Below are 15,970 nucleotides of genomic sequence, written 5' to 3'. Positions count from 1 at the left end.
AGCGTCTACCTTTCCAAACAGCACTCAGATAGCGAACGCCAGCTCCCCGGCCTCTTCGCCCGGCATCACCGTCACCGCCACCTGCATGGTTTGCTGGCCGCCGCCGATCAATACGCCACGCAACGGCGAGACATCGAGGAAATCGCGCCCCCACCCCAGCGTAATGTGGCTGGTGTCGGGAAACAGGCCGTTGGTGGGATCGGCATCGATCCACACGCCGGCTTCGCCATCGCGTCCGGGACAATATACCGATACCCAGGCATGCGAGGCATCGGCGCCGATCAGGCGCGGCTGCCCGGGCGGCGGCTGGGTCAGCAGATAGCCGCTGACGTAGCGTGCGGCAAGCCCGACCGAGCGCAGGCAGGACAGCATCAGGTGCGCAAAGTCCTGGCACACGCCGCGCCGGTTGGCGAACACGTCGGTCACCGGCGTGGAGACCGTGGTGGCGGCAGGATCGAAGGCGAACTCATCGAAGATGCGCAGCATCAGCGCGCGCACCCCGTCCAGCAACGGCAAACCCGGCGTGAAACATTGCTCCGCGTAATGGATGAACTCGCGCTTGATGCGCACATGGGAAGACTCGAACAGGAAATTGGACGCATCCAGCATCCCCGGCGACAAAGGCCGCGCGCCCTGGTAAGACAGCAATGCGACCGCCTCCTCCCAAGGCATGGAGTGTGCCGGCAGCAGGCGCGGCGTCAACTCGACCCAGGACTCGGCCACGACATCGAGGCTGGTGTGGTCGGTGTCCAGCGAGAACGCCTTGATGACGTTGCCGAAATTGTCCTCATAGCTGCACACCAGCGCCGGTGCGGGCTGGATGTTGACCTGGTGCGAGAGGCAGCGCTGCCAGGCCAGCTCGCGCGGCGTCAGATGCAGCATCTGGTGCGACAGGCGCACCGGCAGAGAATACTGGTAGGTAGTCTGGTGGTGGAGCTGGTAGATGACGCGCCCATCGGCGACGGCCGCGCTGGCGCCGGAGGTCTGGCCGGCAGTGTCTTTTTCCGTCATCTCATACCCCCTGGCTGACCGGCGCCGTCAACGGCGTGAAGTAGTGGCGCGACAAGTCGTCGGATAGCATGGCGCCGCCGCCGACGGCATCGCGCATCAGTTGCGCCAGGCGTGCGTTGGCTTCTTCCATGGTGGGCGATCCGTGCGCGAAATCGGCCAGGTTCATCGCATCCAGCTGGCCGGCCAGATGCGACGGAATGGTCATGCTCAGCAAGCCCAGTTGCTGCGCGATGTCGGCAAGATATTGCTGCAGCATGCGGAACTGGTAGGCCATGCCGTGCGGATTGCTGGCATCGAATACCAGCAAGTGCAGCACCGGCAGCCACTCGGGCGTGCGCCGATAGCGCACACGGTAGGTGACGATACTGCTGGCCGATTCCAGCAGCCACGACAGCGCGGCCGTCTGGCGTGCCGGGGGCAGGCGCAGGAAGTTGTCGAACAGCGTCGCCATGTTGACCATGCGTTCGATATGGCGCCCCACCATCAGGAACTGCCAGCCGGCGTCGCGCGTCATGTCATCCAGGGCATGGCCGGCCAGTCCGGAACAGGCATCGATCACATTGCCCAGTGCATGCTGGGCGCCGGTAGGCGTGCTGATGCGCTCCTGCACCATGGCCGGCATCTTGGTCAGGGCATGCCAATTGTCCAGAGACAGATGTTCACGCACCTGGTAGGCCGCATGCGCCAGCTGGCGCACCTGGGTCGCTACGCTGACCGGTGCGGACGGATCGATGACGGCAGCCTGCAGGCTTTGCTGCAGGCCGGTGATGGTCGGGCGCGGATCGGACTTGGGCATGAGCACGCCAAGCTGGCTGCAAATCCAGCTCACGCTGCCCAGGATGCCGCGGCTTTCGCTCTGGCCGTCCATCGTGTATTGCAAGGTGGTGCGCAGCAGGCGCGCGAGGTTCTTCACGCGCTCGGAATAGCGCCCCATCCAGAACAGGTTTTCACCGGAGTGGGATGAAACGTCGACGGTGCTGCGGATCTGCGTACCGTTGACCGTATCGACGACATCGTCGGGCATGAGCTCGGCCGGGCCGGGTTCGTTTTCACGCAGCACCCAGACATCCTTGGTGGTGCCGCCCTGCTGCATCGACACCACATCGCGGCGCTGGCGCGATGCCACGCGGGTCAGGCCGCCCGGCATCACTTGATAACCGCCATGGCCGTCGGCCACGGCAAACACGCGCAGGCTGATGGTGCGGCCCATCAGGCCATAGTCGCCGCTGCGCGACATCACCGGCGCCTGCGACAGGCGCACCCACTCTTGCGCCGCGTAGGCGTGCGGCTGCAGTTGCAGGCTTTCGATCAGGCGGCGCCGCGCAGCGCCGGTCACGGCATGGCCGAATACCGGCTGCATCCGCATGGAAGAAAAGGCTGGCACGATGACCAGATCGTCGAGATGTTCCAGCGTGTAATCCAGCGCAGGCTTCTCGCCGCACCACCAGGACGCCACCGCCGGCAGCGCCAGCGGCTCACCCAGCAGGCGCTCGCTGATGGCCGGCAGGAAACCGTGCAATGCGGTCGACTCCAGCACGCCGCTGCCCAGCGAATTGGCCACCAGCACATTGCCCAGGCGCGCCGCCTGCGTCAGGCCGGGAATTCCCAGCGCCGAATCGGCACGCAGTTCCAGCGGATCGCAATAATCGTCATCCATGCGGCGCAGGATCGCATGCACGCGACGCAGGCCGTTCAGGGTCTTCAGGAACACCTGGTCGCCTCGCACCGTCAGGTCGACGCCTTCGACCAGCGGGAAGCCCAGCGTGTGCGCCAGAAAGGCATGCTCGGAATAGGTTTCGTTATAGGGGCCCGGCGTGAGCAGCACGATCAGCGGCATCTCGCCGTTGGCTGGCGCCAGTTGCGTGAGCATGGCGCGCAGCGTGTGGAAGTAGCCATGCGGCGATTGCACGTGCATGTCGCGCAATGCCTCGGGCATGGCGCGCGACATGATCTGGCGATTCTGCAGGGCGTAGCCGGTGCCCGACGGCCCCTGGGTGCGGTCCGACACCACCCACCAGGTGCCATCGGCCGAGCGCGCCAGGTCGATCGCATAGGCATGCAAATGCACGCCGCCCGGCGGCTTGATGCCATGGCACGGCATCAGGTAGCCGTGCTGGCCGAACACCAGCGCCGGCGGCAGCAGGCCTTCGCTGAGCAAGGACTGTTCGCCATAAAGGTCGGCCAGCACCGCGTTCATCAGGCGTGCGCGCTGGGCCACGGCCTTGGCCAGGAACTGCCAGTCGTCGGCCGACACGATGTGCGGCAGCAGGTCCAGCTCCCACGGGCGGTTGGCGCCCTTGGGATCGGCGTAGACGTTGTAGGTGACGCCATCCGAAGCGATGGCCTCGCGCACCTCGCTGGCGCGCCGGCGCAGCATCTCCGGCGACAGGTTTTCAAGCTGGTCGATCAGCGTTCGCCAATGCGGCCGCAGGCGGCCGTCGGCTGACAGCATTTCGTCGTAACGATCGCTGCTGGCTGGATAGCTTTCCAGTAAACGCTGGTGCATAAATGGGGCTGGGCGGGCGCGATGCGGGCGGGTCCGCCACTGTCTGTTGGCGCCGGCGAACCGGCTTGCGTGGACGGGAGGACCGGCGCGGCGCGAACGCCGCGCCCGGCTGAGTTAGAAGTAGCGTAAGTCTAACGTAAAAGGAAACTCGATAGACGGCCGTGCCGGCTGCACATCGAATTTTCCCGGCGTGTGGTTGAGGCGGAAATAGCGCGCCAAACGGCGGCTTTCAGCCTCGAAGGCGTTGACCGGGAAGGTCTCGTAACTGCGTCCGCCCGGATGCACCACGTGGTACTGGCATCCGCCCAGGCTGCGGCCGTTCCAGGTATCGACCAGGTCGAAGGTCAGCGGCGAATCCACCGGAATGGTCGGGTGCAGCGCCGACGGCGGCTGCCAGGCGCGGTAGCGGATGCCGGCCACGAACTGGCCGACCGTGCCGGTAGGCTGCACCGGCACGGACACGCCGTTGCAGGTCAGCACATAACGGTCAGAGGCCATGCCGGTCACCTTCACCTGCAGCCGTTCCAGCGATGAGTCGACGTAGCGTGCGGTGCCGCCGGCACCGCTTTCCTCGCCCAGCACATGCCATGGTTCCAGCGCCGTGCGCAATTCGATCTCCATGCCCTTGACCGCGTAGTCGCCGATCTTGGGGCAGCGGAATTCCATGTGCGGCGCGAACCACTCGGCCTTCACGGCATAACCGGCCTCGTTCATATCGTCGATCACGTCACGGAAATCCTGCTCGATGAAATGCGGCAGCAGGAAGCGGTCGTGCAGTTCGGTCCCCCAACGCACCAGCCGCGCCGGCTTGTACGGTTCCTGCCAGAAACGCGCCACCAGTCCGCGCAGCAGCAACTGCTGGGTCAGGCTCATGCGCGCATGCGGCGGCATCTCGAAGGCGCGCAGCTCCAGCAGGCCCAGGCGGCCGGTGGCGCTGTCGGGCGAATACATCTTGTCGATGCAGAACTCGGCACGGTGGGTGTTGCCGGTGACGTCGATCAGCAGGTTGCGCAGCAGCCGGTCCACCAGCCACGGCGGGCATTCCCCCTTGGCAACCTGCTTGTCCATCTCGGCGAAGGCCAGTTCAATCTCCACCGTCGAATCGTTGCGGGCCTCGTCGATGCGCGGCGCCTGCGAAGTCGGGCCGATGAACATGCCCGAGAACAGATAGGACAGCGACGGGTGGTTGTGCCAGTACGAAATCAGGCTGCGCAGCAAGTCCGGCCGGCGCAGGAAGGGCGAGTCGCCGGTGGTGATGCCGCCCAGCACCATGTGGTTGCCGCCGCCGGTGCCGGAGTGGTGGCCGTCCAGCATGAACTTCTCGGTGGTCAGGCGGGACTCGCGCGCGGCCTCGTACAGGTGGGTGGTCTGTTCCACCAGTTCGCCCCAGTTGTTGGCCGGCTGGATGTTGACCTCGATCACGCCGGGGTCGGGCGTAACACTGAACTTGCGCAAGCGCGGGTCGTTGGGCGGCTCGTAGCCTTCCAGCAGTACCGGCTGCTTGAGCTCCTCCGCCACCGCTTCGATGGCGGCCACCAGCTCCAGGTAATGCTCCAGTTGCGCCAACGGCGGCATGAACAGGTAGAACACGCCGTTGCGCACTTCGGCCGACAGCGCGGTACGGGTGATCCGGCTGGCCGATTCGCCATGCGCCGGTGCCACGCCAGCGGCATTCACGGCATTGGCCGCGGCGTCCCCGGCCTGCCCTCGCGCCAGCCTGGCCGTGCCGATGCCGGTTGGCGCTCCCGCACGCAATGGCGGCTCCTGCGGACTGCCGGCCTGGCGCCGGATCTCGGCCGCACCGGGCAGCCCCTTGAACGCCTGCGACGGGTCGGCCGGATACACCGCCGGATACTCGCTGCTGCTCACCCAGGGCAGCGAATCGAGCGGCAGGCGATAACCCAGCGGCGAATCGCCCGGATACAGGTAGCAGCGCTCGCTGCGCAAAAACCAGTTGCCGCTCTGCCAGCCGCGGCCGTCGAAACGGCGGGCCAGCGGCAGCACGTGGCCCGCCGCACTTTGCAGGCCTTGCGTGAAGACGCGCATCAGGCGTTCGCGCTCCTGCTTGTCGTCCACGCGCGAATCGAAGGGATCGACATTGCCGGGCAGGCGACGCTCGCGCCACATGTAATAGAACACGTCCTCATAGGCGGGAAACACGTTCTTTCCATCCACCTTCAAACGCTGCGCCACGCGGTGCAGGAAATGGCTAGTGACAATCTTGTCGGTCACGTTCGGTTTGGTCTCGTCACCGATAAGCGCAGGATTGAGCCAGATCGGTTCGCCGTCGCGCCGCCAGTAGCAGTTCAGCGCCCAGCGCGGCAACTGCTCGCCGGGATACCACTTACCCTGGCCGAAATGCGGCAGGCCTTGCGCCGCATACTTGTCGCGCATGCGGTGGTAGAGCTCGGCTGCCAGCGGCTTCTTGGTCGCGCCCATGGCGGCGGTATTCCATTCCGGCTCATCCGGATAGTCGAGCGAGACGAAGGTCGGCTCGCCGCCCATGGTCAGGCGCACGTCATTGGCGACCAGGTCACGGTCGATGGCGTGGCCGAGCGCTTCAATCTCGGCCCACTGCTCCTCGCTGTAGGGCTTGGTCACGCGCGGCGCTTCCCAGATGCGCTTGACGCTCATCAGGTGTTCAAACTCGACTTCGCAGGGATCGACCAGGCCCGACACCGGCGCCGCCGAAGCAGGCTCGGGCGTGCACGACAGCGGGATATGGCCTTCGCCGGCGAATAACCCCGACGTTGGGTCCAGCCCGATCCAGCCGGCGCCCGGCAGGTAGACCTCGCACCAGGCATGCAGGTCGGTGAAATCGGCCTCGGGGCCGGAAGGACCATCCAGCGATTTCTGGTCGGCCGTCAACTGGATCAGGTAGCCGGAGACAAATCGCGCCGCCAGTCCCAGATGGCGCATCAGTTGCACCAGCAGCCAGGACGAATCACGGCAAGAGCCCGACTTCAGTTCCAGCGTCTGCTCCGGCGTCTGCACGCCGGGTTCCATGCGGATGGTGTAGTCGATGTGGTCGGCCAGCTTCTGGTTGAGCGCGACCAGGAAATTGGCGCTGCCCATTTTCTCGCGCGAAATGCCGTCGAGGAATTTCTTGAACAACGGCGACAACGGCAGCTTCTGCCGGTAAGGCATCAGTTCGTTTTGCAGGTCCTTGGCGTACTCGAAGGGGAACTGCTCGGCGTAGGGTTCCAGGAAGAAATCGAAGGGGTTGATGACCGACATCTCGGCCACCAGGTCGACCTCGATCTTGAATTCGGTAGTCTTCTCCGGGAACACCAGGCGCGCCAGGTAGTTGGCCTCGGGGTCCTGCTGCCAGTTGATGAAGTGCGGCTCAGGCAGGATGCGCAGCGAATAGCTCAGGATGCGAGTGCGGCTGTGCGGTGCGGGACGCAGGCGGACGACCTGCGGCCCAAGGTTGATGGCACGGTCATACTGGTACGAGGTGACATGGTTCAGCGCCACGTGAATTGACATGGAGATCCTTTACGGCGAGCAAATGGTAAATACCTGTAGTGATATGCCTATCCGCCATCCGCACCTATATGCCTGCCTGTTGCTGAAGATGGGCGAACTGATGGATATTCATATCGAATTATTCTTAGAACCCTTCCCTTGGAACTGCGACTACGCCGCCGTACCTACCTGTGATGCATATTAATGAAATCCCGCAGGCGTGGATAGATTTCGTTTTCCCAGCGGCGGCCGTTGAAAACGCCGTAATGCCCCACCGCCGTCTGAACGTGGTGCAAGCGCATGTAAGGCCGGATGCTGCTGCACATTTCCTGTGCGGCGACAGTCTGGCCGACGGCGCAGATGTCGTCCTTCTCGCCCTCGATGGTGAATAGCGCAGTGCGGCGGATGGCGCGCGGATTCACGTCGCGTCCCTGGTATTGCAAGGTACCCAGCGGGAGCGCATGCTCCTGGAACACCATCTGCACAGTCTCCAGGTAAAACTCGGCAGGCAGGTCCGACATGGCGAAGTATTCTTCATAGAAGGTCTTGATCTGCGACGCTTTTTCATCCTCCCCTTCGGCCAGGTGGTGGTACAGGTTGCGGAAAGCGTCAACGTGGCGGTTCAGGTTCATGTTCATGAACGCCGCCAGTTGCATGAAGCCCGGATACACGCGCCTCCCGCCGCCAGGATGACGGGCCGGCACGGTGCTGATCATGTTCTTTTCGAACCATTCGATCGGCTTGCTCTTGGCCAGCGCATTAACGGTGGTGGGATTGACCCGGGTATCGAGCGGGCCGGCCATCAGCGTCATGGTGCGCGGCTGCGCCGGATTTCCGTCGTCGGCCATCACGGCGGCCGCCGTCAGCGCAGCGACGGTGGGCTGGCAAACCGCCAGCAGATGGGTACCCGACCCGAGGATCTCGAGAAAGGAGATGACATGGGAAACGTATTCATCCAGGCCGAACTTACCATGCCCGGCCGGAATATCGCGCGCATTGTGCCAATCGGTAATGTAGACATCATGATGGCGCAACAGGGTCTTGACCGTACCGCGCAGCAAGGTGGCGAAGTGGCCGGACATGGGCGCCACCACCAGCACCTTGGGCTGGGCATCCGACGTTTCCTTGCGAAAACGCAGCAGGCTGCAAAAGGGTGTGCCGGCGACGACCTCTTCATGCACCGAAACCGTGCATCCGCCATCCTCAACGCTATTGATCTCGAAATCCGGGCGGGCGTGGGTGAGCTGGGTGCGCGCGAACACCTCGCAGGCCGACGCCAGCTTGCGCATGACGGGATGCACCGGCAAACCCGGCCATTCAACCCCGAACACGGGCGCCATCATCCTGGCGGAAGCCCGCAGGGGATCGGTGGCGTCTGCATATTGCTGGTAGAGCTGATAGGTATTGATCATGAGGACGCCGCCCTTCTGTCTCTTATATTGTTCGCTCGCAGTCCTCCTTGCGATGCAATATGCATGCCACTGATACCTTTCCCGATGCGGCCCGCACGCCGTCATCACGACATTTTTTGTCAACCGTTGGCAGCGACAAATCCGCAAGCTGGCACGCGCTTTGCAAGCATGTCCCCCAGCTACCGCTTTCCATCCCGATTGAGCAGACGCGGGACCAGGGCGGCAACGATGTCGTGCCTGCGCCAGCGTACTCGCGCGGCGACGACGTGCCCAAAGTCAACATTGCGAGAAAACAGATAAAGGACTGACATGCCTAAGACGACTTTGCGCATCACCAGCAAGAACTACTCTTCCTGGTCCTTACGCGGCTGGCTCCTGGTCAAGTTCGCCGGGCTGCCTTTCGAGGAAGACATCGTGCCGCCGGACGATCCGACGGCGCGTGCAGAGATCCTGCTGCTGTCTTCTTCCATCCTGGTACCCAGCCTCAAGCACGGCAGCGTGCTGGTATGGGACACCCTGGCCATCGCCGAATACCTCAACGAAATCCGTCCCAGGGCCTTGCTGCTGCCGGCCGACCAGGCGGCGCGCGCGCACTGCCGCGCGGTATGCGGCGAAATGCATTCGGGCTTCTCGGCATTGCGCGCCGCATTGCCGATGAACCTCAAGGCGCACTTCCCCAACTTCAAGGTATGGTCGCGCGCCGAAGCCGACATCCACCGCATCACCACCATCTGGAAGGAATGCCTGGCCAAGTACGGCGGCCCTTTCCTGTTCGGCGAGCAGCGCACCATGGCCGACGCCATGTATGCGCCGGTGGTCACGCGCTTCGTCACCTACGACGTCAAGCTGGATCCGGTGTGCTCGGCCTACGGCAAGCGCATCATGGCCATGCCCGAGATGCAGGAATGGATCACTGCCGCGAAGAAGGAGCCGGAAGATATTGATGAGCTGGATGTGGAGTTTTAGGACGCATTCGATTTTTCAGCGAACGCGTCCGCAGGTGCGGCAGCCGCCGCAGCTATTTTTATCGCAAGCCAAATGCGGGACGCCGCAGAAAGGACGGATGTGATGAACACGGTAGCTGAAAGCGTATTGGCAAGGAACACGTTCTCGCATGTATGCGAGGGCGACACGCCTTATGAAACGGGAGGGCTGCGCGACTTTTTTCTCTACCGCGACCTCGGCATCGCCGCAGCCACGGGCGGGCAAGTGGTCGCGCAGCTGGTCAAGGCCAACATGGCGCCGGAAGAAGGCACGGGGTGGCACCGGCACGAGGCGAATTTCCACATCGTCATCATGTTGAAGGGCTGGGCGCGCTTCATGTACGAAGACCAGGTGACGCTGGTGAAGGCCGGCGACTGCGTGCACCAGCGGCCCGGCATCGTGCATTTCCTGTTCGACTATTCGCCCGATATGGAATATCTGGAAATCGTCAGTCCGGCCGATTTCAAGACCATCGACATGCCGCCGCCGTGTGCCGTGCCGCCGCCCACGCCGTGGAACTGAACCAGGCGCAACGGCCGTTTTCCGCTGTGCATCCCGTTTCATCCGGGCACTTCCATCGATGGAACGGGGCCTGCCTGTTCAGTATTTTCGAACCTGTGCAAGAAGGAAAAACAGATCAGGAGCAAAGATAAAAACCATGAAATTTTCCACTGTCCAAAACCATATGCCTCTGATAGGCTTATCGAGCACACGCTAGCAAGCGCGCGCATTTGCAGCAGATCTCCACGCCTCATTTTTCGTCAAATTCAACTTAGAAAAGTTCCTGTTTACACCAGGAAAACGAATCAAATTTATGGCACATTTTTTCGATGAGATGTATTCGGGGAGCGCCGCAAGCGACAACCCGCAAGTGCGCCAGCACTACGCCGAATTCGCCAATTGGCTTTCAGCGCAGTCGGCAGAAACCATCGCCCGCAAACGTGCCGAGTCCGACCTGATCTTCCGCCGCGTCGGCATCACCTTCGCGGTCTACGGCAACGACGCCGGCACCGAGCGACTGATCCCCTTCGACATCATCCCGCGCATCATCCACAAGGCCGAATGGGCCAAGCTGGAAGCCGGTCTCGTGCAGCGCGTCAAGACGCTGAACATGTTCATCCACGACATCTACCACGAGCAGAAGATCGTCAAGGCCGGCATCATCCCGCCCGAGCAGATCTTCCAGAATGCGCAATACCGCCGCGAGATGCAGGACGTCAACGTGGTCAACGACATCTACGCGCACATCGCCGGCGTCGATATCGTGCGCGCCGGCGAAGGCGAGTTCTACGTGCTGGAAGACAACCTGCGCGTACCCTCCGGCGTGTCGTACATGCTGGAAAACCGCAAGATGATGATGCGGCTGTTCCCCGACCTGTTCACGCAGCACAAGATCGCCCCGGTCGACCATTACCCCGACCTGCTGCTGGACAACCTGCGTTCGGTGGCGCCGGCCGGCGTGACCGATCCGGTGGTGGTGGTGATGACCCCGGGCATGTACAACTCGGCCTACTTCGAGCACGCCTTCCTGGCCCAGCAGATGGGTGTGGAGCTGGTCGAGGGCCAGGACCTGTTCGTCAAGGACAACGTGGTCTACATGCGCACCACGCGCGGCCCCAAGCGGGTGGACGTAATCTACCGCCGCATCGACGACGACTTCCTCGATCCGCTGGCGTTCCGCCCCGATTCGGCGCTGGGCGTACCGGGCCTGCTGCAAGCCTACCGCGCCGGCAAGGTGACGCTGACCAACGCCATCGGCACCGGCGTGGCCGACGACAAATCGATTTATCCGTATGTGCCGGACATGGTGCGTTTCTACCTCTCGGAAGAACCCATCCTCAACAACGTGCCGACCTACCAGTGCCGCAAGAAGGAAGACCTCGACTACACGCTGGCCAACCTCGACAAGCTGGTGGTCAAGGAAGTGCACGGCGCGGGCGGCTACGGCATGCTGGTCGGCCCGGCCTCGACCAAACAGGAGATCGAGGACTTCCGCGCCCGCGTCATCGCCAAACCCGACGGCTACATCGCCCAGCCCACGCTGGCGCTGTCGGTGTGCCCGACCTATGTCGAGGCCGGCATCGCGCCGCGCCACCTCGACCTGCGCCCGTTCGTGCTGTCCGGCAAGAGCGTGACGATGGTCAAGGGCGGCCTGACGCGCGTGGCGCTGAAGGAAGGCTCGCTGGTGGTGAACTCGTCGCAAGGCGGCGGCACCAAGGACACCTGGATTCTGGAGAAATAAGATGCTCAGCCGTACTGCCGATCACCTGTTCTGGATGGCCCGCTACACCGAGCGCGCCGAAAACACCGCGCGCATGCTCGACGTGCATGTGCAAACCGCGCTGCTGCCGCAATCGACCGACGACGCCGAGCAAGGCTGGCGCGCCGTGCTCGGCATTTCCGAGCTGCTCTACGGCTACAACCAGAAGTACGACAAGCTCACGCAGAGGGATGTGATCGACTTCATGGTGCGCGATCCGAACAACCCTTCATCGATTGCCTCCTGCCTGCGCCAGGCACGCGAGAACGCGCGCGCGGTGCGCGGCGCGCTGACTACCGAAGCCTGGGAAATCCAGAACGCCACCTGGATCAAGATGCAGTCCTACCTGCAGACCAACGCGCTGGAGCAGAACCCGAGCGATTTCTTCGAATGGGTCAAGCACCGCTCGCACCTCTCGCGCGGCGTCACCATCGGCACCATGCTGAAGGACGAGGCCTTTCACTTCATCCGCCTGGGCACCTTCCTGGAGCGCGCCGACAATACTGCGCGCATCATCGACGTCAAGTTCCACGGCGCCAAGGAAAGCCAGTCGCAAAAGCAGAACGGCCAATCCCAATCGCAGTCGCAATCGGGCGAGGAAGGCGACGGCCAGATCGACTTCTACTATTGGGCCGCGATCCTGCGCTCGGTGTCCGGCTTCGAGATCTACCGCAAGGTCTACCGCGACGTCATCACGCCCGAGCGGGTGGCGGAATTGCTGATCCTGCGCGCCGACATGCCGCGTTCGCTCCTGGCCTGCATGGGCCACGTGCTGTCCAACCTGAAGAACGTGCACAACGACGTCTCGGCCGATACCGAACGCTTCGCCGGCAAGCTGCACGCCGACCTCAAGTTCGCGCGCATCGAGGAGGTGCTCGACGCCGGGCTGCACGATTACCTGACGGTATTTCTGGAGCGCATCTTCGAACTAGGCAACCGGGTCAGCCGGGATTTCCTTGTTCCTTTGGCAGCATGAATATTCAAAAAATCATCGCCACTGCCTAAGAAAATTCTGAATTGCGCCGTTAATGTAGGCACACGGCGACAGAAGTCCTTGTCCGCAACTTTCGTGGACAAGGCTTCCTGTAAAATCCGGTTTTTACATTTTCAGATCACATCATGACCTATTGCGTTGCCATGCGCCTGAACAGCGGCCTGGTATTTCTCTCCGATTCGCGAACCAATGCGGGGGTCGACCATATCGGCACTTTCCGCAAAATGAGTGTTTACGAGAATCCGGGCGATCGCGTCATGGTTTTGATGACTGCGGGCAATCTCTCGATTTCGCAGTCGATCCGCCAGATGCTGAGCGAACGCACCAACGCCGAAGGGCGCAGTATCTGGACCGCCACGTCCATGTATGAAGCCGCCCAGATTCTGGGCGACGCCATCCGCGCGGTGCATGACCGCGAAGCCGCCGAGTTGGGCAAGTTCGGCATCGACTTCAACGTTTCCATCATCTTCGGCGGCCAGATCAAGGGCGAGCGTTGCCGCCTGTTCCAGATGTATTCGGCTGGCAACTTTATCGAGTCGCACGACGAAAACACCTATTTCCAGATCGGCGAAGCCAAATACGGCAAACCCATCATCGACCGCGTGGTCACGCCCACAACCACACTGGACGAGGCTGCCAAGTGCGCCCTGATTTCCATGGACTCGACACTGAAGTCCAATATCTCGGTCGGCCTGCCGCTGGACCTGCTGCTCTACAACAGCGACGAACTGGCCGTGACCCGTTTTGTGACGATTGACGAGCAAAACCAGTATTTCCAGATGATCCGCCGCAGCTGGGGCGCGCAACTGAAACGCGTGTTCGAAGCCATCGACGACCCGGTCTGGGACGCGGCGCCGGAAGCCACGCTCAATGTGCTGTCTTCATCGTCCGACCACAGCGAGCCGGTACGCGTGCCGCCGCCATCCAATATCGCGCACAATGCACCGACCATGCCGCGCCAGATCCTGGCGCATCAGGATGGCAATTCGGAACAAGCCCATTAAGTCCGAGATACTTTCTCTTTTGCAATAAAAAATGGCTGCGATATCGCTATCGCAGCCATTTTTATCTTCCCCACCCCGCCAAAGACAGGGTGAGAATTTTCCTTTTAGACAACAATCGTCTGCGCTTCGCCTTCAGCGCGGGCGCGGATCTGGCCGATGCGGAACACGGTCTCGCCGGCAGCCTTCAGGTGTGCTTCGGCAGCGTCCGCGTTTTCCTTGGAGACGATCACGGTCATGCCGATACCGCAGTTGAAGACGCGGTGCATCTCGGCATCCGCCACACCGCCGTGCTGCTGCAGCCAGGTGAACAGCGGCGGCATGGTCCAGGACTTGGCGTCCAGCACTGCGGTCAGGTTGTCCTGCAATACGCGCGGGATGTTTTCCACCAGGCCACCGCCGGTGATGTGGACCATGCCCTTGACCTCCAGCTTTTCCATCAGCGCCAGCAACGGCTTGACGTAGATGCGGGTCGGCGCCATCAGCACATCGGCCAGCTTGCGGCCGTGGAAGTCGGCGTTCAGGTCGGGCTTGGCTACTTCCAGGATCTTGCGCACCAGCGAATAGCCGTTGGAATGCGCGCCCGAAGAGGCCAGGCCCAGCACCACGTCGCCGGGGGCGATCTTGGTGCCGTCGATGATCTTGGACTTTTCCACCGCGCCGACCGCAAAACCGGCCAGGTCGTACTCGCCGTCGGGGTACATGCTGGGCATTTCAGCGGTTTCGCCGCCGATCAGGGCGCAGCCGGCCTGTTCGCAACCGGCGGCGATGCCCTTGATGACATCGGTGGCCGAAGGTACGTCCAGCTTGCCGCAGGCAAAGTAATCGAGGAAGAACAGCGGCTCGGCGCCCTGCACCAGGATGTCGTTGACACTCATGGCAACCAGGTCGATACCGACCGTATCATGCTTGTTAAGATGGAAAGCCAGCTTCAGCTTGGTGCCCACGCCGTCGGTACCGGATACCAGCACCGGCTCCTTGTACTTCTTGCTGATCTCGAACAGGGCGCCGAAACCGCCAATGCCGCCCAGCACGCCTTCGCGGGTGGTTCGCTTGGCAAAAGGCTTGATTGCCTCAACCAGGGCGTCGCCGGCATCGATGTCGACGCCAGCGTCACGGTAAGAAAGGGAGACATTGGATGATGAAGTCATGATGATATTGCCAGTGAAGACGGTAAAATAAGAAGATTCAGGGTAAGAAACCCTGCCAAACCGTGATTTTAACAAAACCGACACCCCCAAACCCCGATTCCATGCCTTTTTCTTTATCCGAAGAGCAAAAACAAAATCTGGTGTGGCTGATCGTCGGAATCCTGCTGTTGGCCCTGCTGGCCGCGCTCGGGCCCATGCTGTCGCCATTCATTGCCGCCGGCATCATCGGTTACGCGCTCAATCCGGGCGTGGACTGGATCGCCAGCCGCCGTATCGGTCCGGTCCGCATGCCGCGTTTCGTGGCCGTGGCCATCATGATTTCGCTGCTGATATTGGCCGTGCTGGCGCTGGTGCTGATCGTCGTGCCGCTGGTGCTGCGCCAGATTCCGCAGTTGCAGGCGCAAATACCGCCATTGCTGGATAAGCTCAACGCCATCGTGTCGCCGCGGCTGCATCAATTGGGCATCGACGTACGCCTGGATATGGCCGGCATCAAGGCCTTGCTGACCCAGCAGATCAGCACCAGCAGCGATGAAATGTGGACTTCCGTGCTGTCCTCGGCGCGCGCGGGCGGCACGGCACTGCTGGCCTGGGCAGCCAACCTGCTGTTCGTGCCGATGGTGCTGTTCTACTTGCTGCAAGACTGGCATCCCTTCATCAAGCGCGTGCAGACCATGATCCCGCGCCGCTGGGCGCCGCGCATCAACCTCATGGCCACCGAAGTGGACGACCTGCTGGGCCAGTACCTGCGCGGCCAATTGCTGGTGATGCTGACGCTGGCGATCTACTATTCGGTGGCGCTGACGGTCGCCGGCTTCGATAGCGCCCTGCCGGTCGGCGTACTGACCGGCATCCTGGTCTTCATTCCCTACGTCGGTTTCGGCCTGGGCCTGGTGCTGGCGATACTGGCCGCCATCCTGCAATTCGACGGCGCCAGCGGACTGCTGTGGGTAGCGCTGATCTACGGCATCGGCCAGGTACTGGAAAGTTTTATCCTGACGCCCAAACTGGTCGGTGAACGCATCGGCCTGCATCCCCTGGTCGTCATTTTTGCCTTGCTGGCGTTTGGCCAGTTGTTCGGTTTCGTCGGCGTGCTGCTGGCGCTGCCGGCATCGGCCATCGTCTCGGTGCTCGCCATGCATGTGCGGCGCGAGTACCTCGCCAGCAATTTTTACAACCAATA

General features: G+C 62.4%; 13 protein-coding genes. 8 read left to right on the top strand and 5 right to left on the bottom strand.

Going from position 1 to position 15,970, the window contains the following annotated elements:
- Positions 1-24: 24 nt before the first annotated feature.
- The 3 genes from AKL28_RS10805 to AKL28_RS10795 all read right to left on the bottom strand — a co-directional run bounded on the left by AKL28_RS10805 (position 25) and on the right by AKL28_RS10795 (position 7,006).
- Positions 25-1,011 carry a transglutaminase family protein gene (locus tag AKL28_RS10805; RefSeq protein WP_082221444.1) on the bottom strand — a complete coding sequence of 329 codons (987 nt, stop codon included), beginning with the start codon at positions 1,009-1,011 and terminating at the stop codon, positions 25-27.
- Between the two features lies 1 nt (position 1,012).
- Positions 1,013-3,517: a circularly permuted type 2 ATP-grasp protein gene (locus AKL28_RS10800; protein ID WP_050468146.1), complete on the bottom strand. Its 2,505-nt coding sequence runs from the start codon at positions 3,515-3,517 to the stop codon at positions 1,013-1,015.
- 114 nt (positions 3,518-3,631) lie between these two features.
- Complete coding sequence (locus AKL28_RS10795; protein ID WP_050468145.1) at positions 3,632-7,006, bottom strand: transglutaminase family protein; 3,375 nt, start codon at positions 7,004-7,006, stop codon at positions 3,632-3,634.
- On the opposite strand from AKL28_RS10795, the gene AKL28_RS24405 reads away from it, so the two are divergent.
- Positions 7,005-7,190: a hypothetical protein gene (locus AKL28_RS24405; RefSeq protein ID WP_156226295.1), complete on the top strand. Its 186-nt coding sequence runs from the start codon at positions 7,005-7,007 to the stop codon at positions 7,188-7,190. The genes AKL28_RS10795 and AKL28_RS24405 overlap by 2 nt on opposite strands.
- Here the strand turns inward: AKL28_RS24405 and AKL28_RS10790 are convergent.
- Complete coding sequence (locus AKL28_RS10790) at positions 7,171-8,397, bottom strand: polyhydroxyalkanoate depolymerase (protein WP_050468144.1); 1,227 nt, start codon at positions 8,395-8,397, stop codon at positions 7,171-7,173. The two genes, AKL28_RS24405 and AKL28_RS10790, sit on opposite strands and share 20 nt — an antisense overlap.
- A gap of 59 nt (positions 8,398-8,456) precedes the next feature.
- Between AKL28_RS10790 and AKL28_RS10785 the strand changes: the two genes are divergently transcribed.
- From AKL28_RS10785 to AKL28_RS10760, 6 genes are all read left to right on the top strand, one after another.
- Positions 8,457-8,705, top strand: a complete 249-nt coding sequence (locus AKL28_RS10785) for a hypothetical protein (protein WP_050468143.1) — start codon at positions 8,457-8,459, stop codon at positions 8,703-8,705.
- A 1-nt stretch (position 8,706) separates the two neighbouring features.
- Positions 8,707-9,363, top strand: coding sequence for a glutathione S-transferase family protein (locus tag AKL28_RS10780; RefSeq protein ID WP_050468142.1), 657 nt, complete (start codon positions 8,707-8,709; stop codon positions 9,361-9,363).
- Between the two features lie 102 nt (positions 9,364-9,465).
- Complete coding sequence (locus AKL28_RS10775) at positions 9,466-9,903, top strand: cupin domain-containing protein (RefSeq protein ID WP_050468141.1); 438 nt, start codon at positions 9,466-9,468, stop codon at positions 9,901-9,903.
- 292 nt (positions 9,904-10,195) lie between these two features.
- Positions 10,196-11,623: a circularly permuted type 2 ATP-grasp protein gene (locus tag AKL28_RS10770; protein WP_050468140.1), complete on the top strand. Its 1,428-nt coding sequence runs from the start codon at positions 10,196-10,198 to the stop codon at positions 11,621-11,623.
- Between the two features lies 1 nt (position 11,624).
- Entirely contained in the window at positions 11,625-12,617 is a 993-nt protein-coding gene (locus tag AKL28_RS10765; protein WP_050468139.1) for an alpha-E domain-containing protein, read from the top strand.
- A gap of 143 nt (positions 12,618-12,760) precedes the next feature.
- Positions 12,761-13,639, top strand: a complete 879-nt coding sequence (locus AKL28_RS10760) for a peptidase (protein WP_050468138.1) — start codon at positions 12,761-12,763, stop codon at positions 13,637-13,639.
- 104 nt (positions 13,640-13,743) lie between these two features.
- Here AKL28_RS10760 and purM read toward each other — a convergent pair whose 3' ends face one another.
- A complete protein-coding gene (gene purM / locus AKL28_RS10755; protein WP_050468137.1) occupies positions 13,744-14,787 on the bottom strand; it encodes a phosphoribosylformylglycinamidine cyclo-ligase in 1,044 nt (347 codons plus the stop codon).
- A gap of 101 nt (positions 14,788-14,888) precedes the next feature.
- On the opposite strand from purM, the gene AKL28_RS10750 reads away from it, so the two are divergent.
- Positions 14,889-15,970: AI-2E family transporter (locus tag AKL28_RS10750; protein WP_050468136.1), on the top strand; the 1,082-nt coding region annotated here is incomplete at its 3' end.

Origin of the sequence: Herbaspirillum chlorophenolicum, from assembly GCF_001189955.1 — a bacterium.
Taxonomy (GTDB): Bacteria; Pseudomonadota; Gammaproteobacteria; order Burkholderiales; family Burkholderiaceae_D; genus Herbaspirillum; species Herbaspirillum chlorophenolicum.
The sequence above is the reverse complement of the archived record's forward strand: the minus strand, read 5'-3'. Positions and strand labels throughout refer to the sequence as shown.

Bases quoted from the DNA above. Each gene is read 5' to 3' on its own strand.
- AKL28_RS10805 (WP_082221444.1), bottom strand. From the start codon at position 1,011: ATGACGGAAAAAGACACTGCCGGCCAGACCTCCGGCGCCAGCGCGGCC.
- AKL28_RS10800 (WP_050468146.1), bottom strand. From the start codon at position 3,517: ATGCACCAGCGTTTACTGGAAAGCTATCCAGCCAGCAGCGATCGTTAC.
- AKL28_RS24405 (WP_156226295.1), top strand. From the start codon at position 7,005: ATGGAGATCCTTTACGGCGAGCAAATGGTAAATACCTGTAGTGATATG.
- AKL28_RS10795 (WP_050468145.1), bottom strand. From the start codon at position 7,006: ATGTCAATTCACGTGGCGCTGAACCATGTCACCTCGTACCAGTATGAC.
- AKL28_RS10790 (WP_050468144.1), bottom strand. From the start codon at position 8,397: ATGATCAATACCTATCAGCTCTACCAGCAATATGCAGACGCCACCGAT.
- AKL28_RS10785 (WP_050468143.1), top strand. From the start codon at position 8,457: ATGCATGCCACTGATACCTTTCCCGATGCGGCCCGCACGCCGTCATCA.
- AKL28_RS10780 (WP_050468142.1), top strand. From the start codon at position 8,707: ATGCCTAAGACGACTTTGCGCATCACCAGCAAGAACTACTCTTCCTGG.
- AKL28_RS10775 (WP_050468141.1), top strand. From the start codon at position 9,466: ATGAACACGGTAGCTGAAAGCGTATTGGCAAGGAACACGTTCTCGCAT.
- AKL28_RS10770 (WP_050468140.1), top strand. From the start codon at position 10,196: ATGGCACATTTTTTCGATGAGATGTATTCGGGGAGCGCCGCAAGCGAC.
- AKL28_RS10765 (WP_050468139.1), top strand. From the start codon at position 11,625: ATGCTCAGCCGTACTGCCGATCACCTGTTCTGGATGGCCCGCTACACC.
- AKL28_RS10760 (WP_050468138.1), top strand. From the start codon at position 12,761: ATGACCTATTGCGTTGCCATGCGCCTGAACAGCGGCCTGGTATTTCTC.
- purM (WP_050468137.1), bottom strand. From the start codon at position 14,787: ATGACTTCATCATCCAATGTCTCCCTTTCTTACCGTGACGCTGGCGTC.